Annotated in this window: 10 protein-coding genes; 4 read left to right on the forward strand and 6 right to left on the reverse strand. The window is 73.2% G+C overall.

Features of this window, described 5'->3' with window-relative positions:
• The coding region (locus FM076_RS07005; RefSeq protein ID WP_173874554.1) for a TerD family protein at window positions 1-538 on the reverse strand (538 nt) is incomplete at its 3' end.
• Window positions 539-755: 217 nt separating this feature from the next.
• Here FM076_RS07005 and FM076_RS07010 point away from each other — a divergent pair.
• From FM076_RS07010 to FM076_RS07020, 3 genes are all read left to right on the forward strand, one after another.
• On the forward strand, window positions 756-1,418 hold the full coding sequence (locus FM076_RS07010; protein ID WP_173869053.1) for a TetR family transcriptional regulator: 663 nt from the start codon (window positions 756-758) through the stop codon (window positions 1,416-1,418).
• A 14-nt stretch (window positions 1,419-1,432) separates the two neighbouring features.
• Window positions 1,433-1,648 carry a hypothetical protein gene (locus FM076_RS07015; protein WP_173869054.1) on the forward strand — a complete coding sequence of 72 codons (216 nt, stop codon included), beginning with the start codon at window positions 1,433-1,435 and terminating at the stop codon, window positions 1,646-1,648.
• 226 nt (window positions 1,649-1,874) lie between these two features.
• Window positions 1,875-2,429, forward strand: coding sequence for a DUF1648 domain-containing protein (locus tag FM076_RS07020; protein ID WP_345944911.1), 555 nt, complete (start codon window positions 1,875-1,877; stop codon window positions 2,427-2,429).
• Here FM076_RS07020 and FM076_RS07025 read toward each other — a convergent pair.
• The 3 genes from FM076_RS07025 to FM076_RS07035 form a co-directional block, all read right to left on the reverse strand.
• Window positions 2,416-3,942: an MFS transporter gene (locus FM076_RS07025; RefSeq protein ID WP_173869055.1), complete on the reverse strand. Its 1,527-nt coding sequence runs from the start codon at window positions 3,940-3,942 to the stop codon at window positions 2,416-2,418. The two genes, FM076_RS07020 and FM076_RS07025, sit on opposite strands and share 14 nt — an antisense overlap.
• 390 nt (window positions 3,943-4,332) lie before the next feature.
• Entirely contained in the window at window positions 4,333-5,622 is a 1,290-nt protein-coding gene (locus FM076_RS07030; protein ID WP_173869056.1) for a YeeE/YedE thiosulfate transporter family protein, read from the reverse strand.
• Window positions 5,623-6,337: 715 nt separating this feature from the next.
• Window positions 6,338-8,041, reverse strand: coding sequence for a hypothetical protein (locus tag FM076_RS07035; RefSeq protein ID WP_173869057.1), 1,704 nt, complete (start codon window positions 8,039-8,041; stop codon window positions 6,338-6,340).
• Between the two features lie 395 nt (window positions 8,042-8,436).
• Between FM076_RS07035 and FM076_RS07040 the strand changes: the two genes are divergently transcribed.
• A complete protein-coding gene (locus FM076_RS07040) occupies window positions 8,437-10,371 on the forward strand; it encodes an endonuclease/exonuclease/phosphatase family protein (RefSeq protein ID WP_428814715.1) in 1,935 nt (644 codons plus the stop codon).
• A 111-nt stretch (window positions 10,372-10,482) separates the two neighbouring features.
• Here FM076_RS07040 and FM076_RS07045 read toward each other — a convergent pair whose 3' ends face one another.
• Together FM076_RS07045 and dapD are read right to left on the reverse strand one after the other, a co-directional pair.
• Window positions 10,483-11,301 carry an EI24 domain-containing protein gene (locus FM076_RS07045; RefSeq protein ID WP_173869059.1) on the reverse strand — a complete coding sequence of 273 codons (819 nt, stop codon included), beginning with the start codon at window positions 11,299-11,301 and terminating at the stop codon, window positions 10,483-10,485.
• Between the two features lie 67 nt (window positions 11,302-11,368).
• A complete protein-coding gene (dapD, locus tag FM076_RS07050) occupies window positions 11,369-12,358 on the reverse strand; it encodes a 2,3,4,5-tetrahydropyridine-2,6-dicarboxylate N-succinyltransferase (RefSeq protein WP_173869060.1) in 990 nt (329 codons plus the stop codon).
• Window positions 12,359-12,404: the final 46 nt, after the last annotated feature.

Raw genomic sequence — 12,404 nt, forward strand, 5'->3', positions numbered from 1 at the left:
CGGCCGGCGCGGCGGGGGTGGCCGGTGCGGCGGGGGTGGCCGGCGAGGCGGCGGGCTCCTCGACGTTCACCCCGAAGTCGGAGGCGATCCCGCCCAGTCCGTTCGCATACCCCTGCCCGACGGCCCGTACCTTCCAGGCGCCGTTCCTGCGGTAGATCTCCACCACCAGCAGCGCCGTCTCGGCACCCAGCCGCGGCGGGGTGAAGGTGGCGAGCACGGCACCGCTCGCCGCGTCGCGGACCGTGGCCGTCGGCTCCGTCCCCGCGAAGGTGGCACCGGGGGTGTCGAGGCTCGCGGTGACGACGACCTTGTCGATCTCGGCGGGAACGGACCCGGTCTCCACGGTGATGGTGTCAGCGGCACCGCTGCTGTGCGTCACGCCGGGCGCGGTCGGCTGGTTGTAGAAGACGAAGTCGTCGTCCGAGCGCACCTTGCCGTCCGTGCTCAGCAGCAGGGCCGAGACATCGAGCTTGGTGGGTGCGGTCACGTCCACCGCCACGCGCTGTGCGGTCAGCGGCAGGTTGGAGCCGGGAGTCATTGCGGTCATGCCGAAGGTAACGACCGGCCGTGCTTTGCGGTTCCTTTGCCGAGGGACCGGTTCCGCCGCGGCCGGGCGCGCACCGGTACTGCCGGGCAGGCACCGGGCAACCGGCGCCGGGCCCGCCGGGCGACGTACAGTGCAGTAGACAGGACGGTTTACCGCCGCGCGTGGGCGCGGTGGGGTGGACCAGGGGATGGGAAGGAGCCGGTGAGCGGTGGAGACGGGAACGGCCGGGCCCGACGGGCTGACTCCGGGGGCCCGCAAGATCCTGGACGCGGCGAGCGCCCTCTTCTACGAGCGCGGCATCACAGCCGTGGGTGTGGACCTGATCGCCAGGGAGGCGGGGACCACCAAGAAGACCCTCTACGACCGGTTCGGCGGCAAGGACGCGCTGATCGCCGCGTACCTTAGTGAGCGCGACCGCCGCTGGCGGTCCTGGCTGACCTCCTGGGTGGACGGAGGGGAGGCACCCGCCGGACCGCGCGGGAAAATGCTGGCGACCTTCGACGCGCTCGCCGAGTGGACCCGGCGCAACAACGCGCGGGGCTGCGGCTTCGTCAACGCCGCCGCCGAGCTGCCCGATCCCTCGCACCCGGGGCGGCGCGTGATCACCGAGCAGAAGCACTGGCTGCGTGGCTATCTGTACGAGCTGTGCGTGGCCGCGGACGCGGCCGATCCCGGACGGCTGGCCGACGAGCTGACGCTGCTGCACGAGGGCGCCACGGTGCTGCACGGGCTCGGTGTCGTCGACGACCCGGTCGCCGCCGCACGCGCGCTGGCCGAGCAGGCGCTGGACCGGGCGGGAGCGGCCGACGGGCAGCGGGCCGGGCACCCGCGTCGGGGCCGGAGAACCGATGTGCGTCACGATCGCGCCTGACGCAACCTGGAAGTATGAGTTCGCTCATAGTCGTCCACCCTCCCTCCCCGGAAGGCGGCCGCCGTGTCACGTCGCACGGTGAGACGCTGGGGACCGCGTACGGTCTGACGGACCTGATCGAGTATCTCGGCCGTACGGGCCTGGACGTCGCGACGATCGACCTCTACGACGACGCGATCATCGACTGGCGCGGCGGGAATCACCTGGTCTGGGGACGCGAGGCGGAGTGAGGACGGTACCGCCGGGCGGATGAGGAGAGCCCGGGCGGCGAAGGGAGGGGACGACGTGCGCCGGGACGGAGCCGGGAACGGACGGCACGGGCACGACAGGCGCGGGATGGACACCTGCGGGAACCGCACGTGTGGGAACCACACCTGCGGGAACGACACGTGCGGCCAGGGGGACGGGAACGGGGGCCGGGGTCCGCGGGGGACGGCGTTCCCCTGGGTATGGCTGGTGCCCGGGCTGCTGACGCTGGCGGGGCTCGTGGCGTGGGGCATCGTCGTCTATCCCCGCCTTCCCCCTCAGGTGCCACAGCACTTCGGCAGCGACGGTGTGGACGCGTACGCGGACAAGTCCGTCGGCAGCGTCTTCCTGCCCGTCCTGGTGCACGCGGGGGCGCTCGCCCTGGTGGCCGGGACGGCGTACGCCACCCTGCGGGTGACGCCGGCGTCCGAGCTGGGACCCGGTCGGCGCGCCTTCGGCCTCGTCAACCGGCCGAGCACCCGGGAGGGCGCGCGGCGCATCGCCAAGGCGCAGCTCTTCCTCGGGTTCTGCCTGGGGCTGACGATGGCCGGGAGCTGCAAGCTGATGTGGGACACCGCACCGCACCGGCGGGGCGCGGCCACGGCCGGCCCGCTCGTCCTCGTCCTGGCGCCCCTCGCCGTGGGCACCCTCGCGGTTCTCGGGGCGGCCCTGTGGGACCGCCGTTCCGTCCCCGCGGCGAAGACAAAGAAGGCGACGGGGACGGAGACCGGCGGCGGACCGCACAGGCCGCCTAGCGCCGGCTGAACGTCTCCAGCTCCCGGCTGGTGGAGATCAGCTCCCTGGCCTCCTCCTCGGTGCTGACCATGGGCTGCGAGCCGTGCAGCGGGACCCCCGCGCTCTCGGGCATGAAGCGGACGGCGAGCAGGCCGATCAGACCGCTGGCGATCAGATAGACGCCGGGCAGCAGATTGGTGCCCGTGGCGCTGACCAGGCCCTCGGTGATCAGCGGCGTGGTGCCGCCGAACGCGGCGACGGAGAAGTTGAAGCCGATCCCCATGGCCGCGTACCGCACGCTCGTGGGGAAGAGCGCGGGCAGCGTCGCGGCGGAGGGTGCGGCGAACCCGGCGAGCAGCGTGGCCAGGACGAGCACGCCGAGGGCGGGCAGCACCCAGCCGTCGGAGCGGATCAGCATGAAGGACGGCACGGCCAGCACGATCTGGCCGATCGCCGCCCAGCGGTAGACCGGGCGGCGGCCGACGCGGTCGCTCAGCCGCCCCATGAAGGTGATCAGCACGACCACCCAGACCATGCCGACCAGCACCAGTACGTCGGAGGTGGTCCCCGGCCTGTCCAGCACCTCGGTCTGGTAGGTCGGCAGATAGCCGGTGACCATGTAGTTGGTCACGTTGTAGAGCAGCACCAGGCCGACGCAGATCAGCAGCGGCTCCCAGTGCTTGCGCAGGATGGTGCGGAACTCGTGCCGGTTGGTCTCCCGCTCCGCCAGCTTCTGGTCGTGCTCGTCCAACTGCTGCTGGAAGGCGGGGGACTCCTCCAGTTTGAGCCGCATGTAGAGGCCGATCAGGCCCAGCGGACCCGCGATCAGGAAGGGGACGCGCCAGCCCCAGGAAAGCATCTGGGCGTCGGTCAGCGCCAAGTTGAGCAGCGTGACGAGGGCCGATCCGAGCGCGTAGCCGACGAACGTGCCGAAGTCGAGCCAGCTGCCGAGGAAGCCGCGCCTGCGGTCGGGGGAGAACTCCGCGATGAAGGTGGTGGCGCCGCCGTACTCGCCGCCGGTGGAGAAGCCCTGGAGCATCCGCGCGACGAGCAGCAGGATGGGCGCCGCGATACCGATGGTGGCGTAGCTGGGGATGAAGCCGATCAGGAAGGTGCCGAACGCCATCAGGATCATCGTCGCGGCGAGCACCTTCTGCCGCCCCAGCTTGTCGCCGAGCGGCCCGAAGAAGAGCCCGCCCAGCGGGCGGACGACGAACGCCGCGGCGAAGGTCGCGAACGAGGCCAGCAGCTGTGCCGCGTCCGAGGCCCCCGGGTAGAAGACCTTGCCGATGGTGGCGGCCAGGTAGCTGTAGACGCCGAAGTCGAACCACTCCATGCAGTTGCCGAGCGCCGAGGCGGTCACCGCCCGCTTCAGCATCGGCTCCTCGACGACCTGCACGTCGTCCTTGGTGAACGGCCTGCCTTTGCGGCGCAGCCTGCGCACCAGTTCGTCGCGCACCTGGCGTGGCAGCTCGGCGACCGCTTGGGGTACGTGCCGGGCCGCCGCCTTGCCCCCCGGTTGTCGCTTGGGGCTCTCTGTCACGTCGGCATTCACACCCTTTGTTCCGTATGGCCGAAAGGCTGGATCTGCTCGATCGTACGGAAAGGCCCGAGCGGATCCCGGAACCGGGTTGCCGGACTCGCCGCATCACACACGCGAACCGGCACACAGCGGACGTGCCGGTCCGGTGAAGGCGCCAGGGGCACCCCGGTCGGCTCCGGACCGCCATGCCCCCCCGGGCGCCCACAACACCGCGGGCGCCCAGGACGCCCGGGACACCACGAGCCCGGCGGCCGACGCCGGACCCGGCCGAACCCGCCCCCGGACGACGACGAAGCTGAGACCGGGCGCCCGCCCCCGCGGACGACGACGAAGCTGACCAGGCCCGCCCCCGCGGACCCGGCGGCCGAGGCCCGGCCGCGCCTCGGCCGCTCAGCAGACGCCGTCGTCCGGCTTCGGGTTGGCGAGCCCGGCGTACGGCCGCAGCCGCAGACCCACCCAGGTGCCGGCGAGCGCGACGGCGCCCCACAGCCAGCCGTGCAGACTACCGGACGCGATACCGGCGAGGTACGCGCCGATGTTGCAGCCGCCCGCCAGCCGTGCCCCGATCCCCATCAGGATGCCGCCGAGCACGGCCGCGCCGGCGGTCCGCCAGGCGACGCCCTTGTGCAGCGTCCACACGCCGCCGGCCGCCGCGGCGACGGCGGCGCCGATCATGATGCCGAGATCGGTGAGGCTGGTCTTGTCGGCCAGCACCGGGCCGGACAGCGCCTCGGCGTTGCCGGGCTGCTTCCAGTACGCCCAGCTCTCGGGCGAGCCGCCCAGCGCCGCTACGATCTTGGACCCCCACAGCGCGAACGCGCTGGTCACACCCCAGGCGCCACCCGACACGAGCAGCACGGCGGCACCCAGTACGGCCAGCACCAGGGCGCCGACGGCCAGCGGCCACGAGCCGCGCACCACGCGCGCCAGCGTGCCGCGCGCCGACGGCGGCACGCCGACCGGCGGCGGAGTGCGCCGGGCCTGGACCCGGCGCGAGACCAGCACCACGAGCGCGAGCAGCGCCAGCGTCACCGCCAGCGACCCGCCCCAGCCCAGGTGGTCGGAGAAGAGCACCGGGTCGAAGGCCGGCAGATCGCTCCAGAGGCCGTACTGCCAGGCGGCGAGGGTCGAGCCGACGACGAAGCCGCCCAGCGTCAGCACGATCGTGCTCTGGCCCGAGCCGACGGCGAACAGGGTCCCGGAGGCGCAGGCGCCGCCGAGCTGCATTCCGACGGCGAAGAGGAAGGCGCCCAGCAGCAGCCCGATCCCGATCGGCCCGGCGCTGGGTGCGGGCGCCGAACCGAACAGTCCCGTGCCGGTTCCGATGACCAGGGCGAACAGGGTGGCCGTCGTGCCGAGCAGCAGCGCGTGTGCCCGCAGCCCGGTGCCGTTCCCGACGGCTATCAGCTGCCGCCAGGCCGAGGTGAACCCGAAGCGCGAGTGGAAGAGGCCGACGCCCAGGCCGATACCGAGCAGGAGCAGGACGCCCGGCTTGGTGCCGTGCGCGGACCACACGTAACCGGTCAGCGCCAGCCCGATCACCAGCGCGACACCGAGCGGCACCCACCGCACGGCGGGCGCGGCGGGCGCCTCGGGCGCGGGCAGCCGGGTCGGCGCGGGACCGGGCAGCACCGAACGGGAAGGAGCCTGGCGGGGAGAGGGCGGGGAAGCGGTTGTCACAACAGTCTCCGTGCGAAGGCGGGGAGGGGTGAGCGGGAGGGGAGCCACTGGGGCCGAGCGACGGGAGGCCCGGGAGAGCGGGGCGGAGACGGCGCCGTCTCACGGACCGAGACGCGTCCTGGACGCGCGCGAAAAGGCCGGGGTGCGCGTGCGCCGTCAGCGGCGGAAGCGGCGACAGAGCGCGTCGTCCACGCTCCACGCGGTGGCCGCGAAGAGCGTGAGCGCGAGTGCCAGCAGGCACGCGGGTCCGGACATGAAGGCAACGGTAAAGCACGTGGCTGGTTTCGTACGGCCGCATCTCGCTTCGCGAGACAGAAGATGAGACGCGAGGTCCGCAACAGAGCCGGCCGCCCGGCTCGACCGGTTCCCCCAGATCAGCCTGAGGGCCGTCCTGGCGTCGCTGCACGCCCAGAGGGCCCTGCCCGAACCGGCGGGCCTCGCCCAGGAGTGCGCCCACGGCGCCGAGGCGGCCGGGGAGGCGCACGAGCGCGGCTCCGCCTCCGCCACCGGAGGGGCCCGCCGCTGCTCGTTCGACACCGCACGCCCGGGCGGAAACGGAAAGGCCCGGTCCCTCCCCCACTGACTCCGTGGGAAGGGACCGGGCCTCCTCGACCGGACGGCCCTCAGCGGCAGGCGGGCCTCGACCCGCGCCGACGGCTCGACCGGCGCGGTCGGTCCTCAGGGCGGCAGGCGGGCCTCGTCGGCCCGGCGGCCGTCAGCGGGAGCGGGCCTTGAAGGCGGCCTTGCGGGCTGCCTTCGCGACGTGCTTGTCGGGATGCACCCGGCCCATGGTCTCCAGCACGTCCCCGGTGGCGGGGTGGTCGACCCGCCACGCCTTGTCGAAGAACCCCGTGTGCTGGTCGACCAGGTCCCGCACCAGTTCGCGGAGTTCCTCGGGCTCGCCCGCGGTCGCGACCTGGGCGGCGATGGTGTCGATGGTCAGCCAGAAGACCATCTCCTCGTCGGGCTGGGGCACCTCGGCCGCACCGCGCTCCGCGAGCCAGACCCGGGCCAGCCCGCCCAGTTGCCGGTCGTCGAGCACCTCGCGCAGCGCGGGCTCGGCGTCGGGGCCGGCCAGGGAGAGGGCCTGCTGGCAGGCGAGGCGGCGCACCGGTGCCTCCTCGTCGCTGCCGCGCGCCGCCGCCAGGAGTTCGCGGGCCGCGGCCGGCGTGCCGCCGTCGCCCCGGGCGGCGAACCAGCCCTCGATCTCGCTGCGCGCGTTGTCCTCCGTGTAGACGGGCAGGGCGGCCAGCAACCGGTCCGCCGCGGCGCCGGCGAGGTCGCCCACCGCGGGGACGTCCATGCCGGCCTGCCGCATCCGTTCCCGGACACCGTGCAACCCCAGCGGGGTGAGCCGCACCATGCCGTACCGGGAGACGTCCTCCTCGCCGAGTTCACCGAGTTCACCGAGTTCACCGAGTTCACCGAGTTCACCGAGTTCGCCGAGGTCACCGTGTTCGCCGAGGCCGCCGAGGTCCGCGCCCGGCTGCTCGCCGCCCGGCGTCCGGCGCCCCTCTCCGAAGGCATCGGCCTCGCCGGACTCGCCGGTCTCGTCGGCCTCCTGGGTGAGGGCCTCGTCCACCGGCTGGTACTCGACCAGACCGGTCGGCTCCAGCATGCGGAACTGCTCGTCCAGCCGCATCATCGCCGTCGAGACCTCTTCGAGTACCTCGTCGGTGGGCTCGTCCATCCCCTCGGGGACGATCATGGACGCCGCCAGCACGGGGAGGGGGACCATGGAGCCGGCCGCCACGGCGGGGTCGGTGGCCGTGAGCAGGTAGAGGTTGCCGAGCGCGCTGTCGAGCGCGGCGGTCTCCTCCTCGGGGTCCCAGTCCACGGCGTCGAGGTCGAGGGCGTCCGGGTCCACCTGGCCGTCCTCACCGATGGCCCCCTCGATGCCGCCCAGCAGCTCCTCGAAACTGGGGGTCGCGGCGTCCGCGAGGACCGTGTCCAGGCCGTTCTGCCACAGGTCGAGAATGTCGGCGGGCCCCGGCATGGCCGCGTCGGGGGCACCGGTGAGGCCGCCCAGTTCCTCGTCGGGGGTGGCCAGTCCGACGGGCTCGTCGCTGCTGGGCGGACCGTCGGTGCCGGCGTCCGGGCCGGCGCCGTCCGCCGCGTCGTCCTCCTCCACGGTCAACAGCCCCGTGTCGACGGCGAAGTTCCAGGCGTCGGCGGCGAGGGCCGGAGCCTCCTCGTCGCCGGTCAGACCCAGGTGTGCGGCGGCCTCCTTCAGCTGCTCGGACAGGAGTTCACCGCCGGCTCCCACCGGCACCCCCCGCGTCGCTGACCCGCTCCCGCGCGCCCAGCGGGTGAGTTCCACGGCGCGTGAGAGGAGCGGTGCGGCCAGTGCGTCCCGCGCCAGTTCGGCATCGGAGGGCAGCCGTACGGGCGGCAGGGTGGGACGGTCGTCACCGGTCATGTGGGGGTTCATCTCCTACGGGTCCTACGGGTTCGCCGGACGGTGCGGACCCCAGCGTAGACGGGTTCTGTACCCGGGTGCCCGAATCGTGCAGCGGCCACCTAACGGCCTGGTGACAGCCCGCGCCCCCGACCTGTCACGACCTTGACAACTGCCGTTCGCCCGCCATGCTTTACGCGCGTAAAGAATGCGCGCACAGTGCGTGCACACGCGACATGCGCCACGCGACACGTGCACACGTCGCCTGCGCACAGGTGTCACACGCGCACAGGCGCCGCATGTGCGCAAGCGTCACCTGTGCGCGCCCAGCGAGTGCGCGACCGTACGACAACAGCACGCCGCCCCGCCCCTCCTTCGTTCCGTACGTCCCCCACAACGTCCTCCGGAGGCTCTTCGTGCCGTCCCGATCCCCGTCCCGCTCCTCTTCCCACCCCGGGCCCCGTCCCTCGTCCCACCCCTCGTCCCGCTCCTCCTGGCGGCCGGGCCGGGCCGCGGCCCTGGTGGTCGCCGCCGTGTGCGCCACGCTGCCGGCCCTGCCCGCCTCGGCGGCGGCCCCGGCCGCCTCGTCCTCCCCCACGGCCCGCGCGCCCCGGATCCACGACATCCAGGGCACGACCCGGCTGTCCCCCCTGGCCGGAGAGCGCGTCACCGACGTGCCCGGCGTCGTCACCGGGGTGCGGGACTTCGGCCAGGCGCGCGGCTTCTGGCTCCAGGACCCGCACCCGGACCGGAACGCGGCCACCAGCGAGGGCCTCTTCGTGTTCACCGGCAAGGAGAGCCCCGGTGTCGCCGTCGGGGACGGTCTGCGGGTCAGCGGCCGGGTCACCGAGTTCTACCCCGGCGGAAAGGAGGCCGGCGGCCAGTCGGTCACCGAACTGACCGGCGCGTCCTGGAAGACGGACGGCACCCGGCGCGGCGGCGGGCTCCCGGCCGCCTTCCGGCTCACCCCGCGCTCCGTACCGGAGGCGTACGCGCCCGACGCCGGGGGCGGCAGCATCGAGAACCGCGCGCTGCGGCCCGGCCGGTACGCGCTGGACCGGTACGAGTCGCTGGAGGGCATGCGGGTGTCCGTACACGACGCGGGGGTCACCGGGCCCACCTCCCGCTACCACGACCTGTGGGTGACCACCGACCCCGGCCAGAACCCCACCCCGCGCGGCGGCACCCTCTACGGCGGCTACGAGGACCAGAACGGCGCCCGGATGAAGGTCTCCTCGCTCCTCCCGCTGGACGAGCACCCCTTCCCGCAGGCCGACGTCGGCGACGAACTGGACGGCACCACGGCAGGCCCGCTGGACTACGAGCAGTTCGGCGGCTACACGCTGCGCGCCACCACACTCGGCACGCACCGCGACAACCACCTGGAGCGCGAGCGGACCCGCAAGCAGCGCCGCGACGAACTGGCGGTGGCCACCTACAACGTGGAGAACCTCTCCCCCAGGTCCGACCCGGCCAAGTTCGCGCGGCTGGCCGAGGGCCTGGTCAGCAACCTCTCCTCCCCCGACATCGTCACCGTCGAGGAGGTCCAGGACGACACCGGCCCCGACGACGACGGCACGGTCGGCGCGCGCAAGACGCTCACCATGCTCACCGACGCCGTCGAGAAGGCGGGCGGCCCCTCCTACGCGTGGCGCCAGATCGACCCGGTCGACCAGGCCGACGGCGGCCAGCCGGGCGGCAACATCCGTGTCGCCTTCCTCTACAACCCCGAGCGGGTCTCCTTCACCGACCGCCCCGGGGGCGACTCGACGACTCCCGTGAAGGTCGTCGAGAAGGGCGGCAAGCCAGCGCTGTCCGCCTCGCCAGGGCGGATCGCGTCCCAGGACCCGGCGTGGAAGGCCAGCCGCAAGCCGCTGGCGGGCGAGTTCCGCTTCCGGGGCCGCACGGTCTTCGTCGTCGCCAACCACTTCAGTTCCAAGGGCGGCGGTGATCTGGACGGGGACCAGCCCATGGAGGGCCGCTTCCAGCCGCCGGCCAGGCACTCGGAACCGCAGCGCGTCGAGCAGGCGAAGCTGCTGAACGCCTTCGTACGGGACATCCGGGCGGTGGATTCCCGGGCCGTCGTCGTCGCGGGCGGCGACTTCAACGACTTCCCGTTCTCCCCCACCCTTAAGACCCTGCGCTCGGGCCACGCCCTCACCAGCCCGATGAACCAGCTGCCCGGCGACGAGCGCTACGGCTACGTCTTCAACGGCAACTCGCAGACGCTGGACCACCTGCTCACCAGCCCGGGTGCCGGGCGCCCCGACTACGACATCGTCCACATCAACGCCGAGTTCGCCGACCAGACCAGCGACCACGACCCGTCGGTGGTACGCCTCCCCCGGTAACCGCGCCGCTTGCCCGCCGCCACCGCCTGCCCGCCCTCACGGGCACCAGGACCGGGGCCCCGCCCGCCACCCGCCGACCCGCCCTGGGGCAGGGGCGCGTGCCGTGACAGCTCAGTGCCAGGCGGGCGGGGGCGGCGCCTGGGTGCCATGGGCGGGGTACGGCGGCGGGGTGGCGCCCGCATCAGGGTGCGGGCGCTCCCCATCCAGGTCGCGTACCAGGAAGGTGGCGCCGGCGACGGCGCCGGGCATCAGGGGGACGGCGAGCAGCGGCACCAGGAACGCGAGGGTCAGGGGCACCCCGAACCCGAGGGCGAGGGCCTTGCGGGAGCGCAGCATGCGCAGCCGCTCCCGCACCGGGACCCCCCGGCGCTGCATGGCGACGGACGTCAGCTCCAGGGTGAGGAAGAACCCGGAGACGCAGAACCCGAGCACGGGCACCACGGTCTGGCCGATCACCGGGACGAAGCCGAGGAAGAACAGCGGGACGGTGAACAGCAGTGTCCGGCTCAGGACGTAGAGGCTGTCGGTGAGCGCGGTCCACACCTCGCGCCACAGCGGCTGTTCGACGGCCCCGCTCGTCCCGCCCTCGCTCTCCTCCACCTTCTCCGAGAGCTTCTCGTAGAAGGGTTCCCCGATCAGCAGGGCGACGGCGGCGAAGGTCACCACCGCGAGCATGAGGACGGCGAGCCACAGCATGACGGCGAAGACGCCGCGGGTGAGCATCCGGCCGGTGGAGCCCCAGTCGTCGGCGAAGGGTGTGGCCCAGGCGGCGATGTCGTCGGCGTAGAAGCCCAGCGCGGTCAGGGCGGCGGCGTAGAGGACGAGGGTGATCAGCGCGGGCAGGAGTCCGAATCCGAACCACCGCCCGTGGGTGAGCACCCACCGTTGTCCTCGTCCCAAGTACCGCAGCCCAGCCCCAAGATCACGCATGCCCGCAAGCCTAGGGCCTGCGGGCACGCGCGTGCGCGGACTGTGACACAGCCTCCGCGATCGCAGCTCAGTTGTGACTGTGCAGCGCCTCGTTGAGGCCGCCCCAGGAGCCGGTGCGCTGGAGTGCCTCGACGGTGCCGGTGACGGAGTTGCGGCGGAAGAGCAGGTTGTTCGCGCCGGACAGCTCCAGCGCCTTGACGATCTTGCCGTCGGGCAGGGTGACGCGCGTACCGGCGGTCACATAGAGCCCGGCCTCGATCACGCAGTCGTCGCCCAGGGCGATGCCGAGGCCCGCCTCGGCGCCGATCAGGCAGCGCTCGCCGACGGAGACGATCTGCTTGCCGCCGCCGGAGAGGGTGCCCATGATCGAGGCGCCGCCGCCCAGGTCGGTGCCGTCACCGAGGACGACACCCGCGCTGATGCGGCCCTCCACCATGGAGGTGCCCAGCGTGCCGGCGTTGAAGTTGCAGAAGCCCTCGTGCATGACGGTGGTGCCCTCGGCCAGGTGCGCGCCGAGGCGGACCCGGTCGGCGTCGCCGATGCGCACGCCCTTGGGGACGACGTAGTCGGTCATGCGGGGGAACTTGTCCACGCTGGTGACCGTCAGCTGGGTGCCGGAGGCGCGGGCGGCCAGCCGGACGTCCTCGACCCTGTCCACCGGCACCGGGCCGATGTTCGTCCAGGCGACGTTGGCCAGGTGGGCGAACTGCCCCTCCAGGCTGAGGCCGTGCGGCTTGACCAGCCGGTGGCTGAGCAGGTGCAGCCGCAGGTAGACGTCGTGCGCGTCCAGCGGCTTGTCGTCGAGGGCGGCGATGACCGTACGGACGGCCACGACCTCGACCCCGCGGCGGGGGTCCTCGCCGAGGGCCTTCGGCGCGCTCTGGCCGAGCAGCTCGGCGGCACGCTCGGCGCTCAGCCGCTCGGTCCCGGCCGGGCCGGGCTCGGCGGTCAGCTCGGGCCGCGGGAACCAGGTGTCCAGGACGGTTCCGTCGGCCGCGACGGTGGCGAGGCCGGCGGCGACGGCCCCGGTGGTGCTGGGGTTGGGTGCTTCGGTCATGTCTCGAACGCTATCCGGATTCGGTGCGGGATGACGAACCGGTCCA

Origin of the sequence: Streptomyces albus subsp. chlorinus (assembly GCF_013302895.1) — a bacterium.
Lineage (GTDB): Bacteria > Actinomycetota > Actinomycetes > Streptomycetales > Streptomycetaceae > Streptomyces > Streptomyces chlorinus.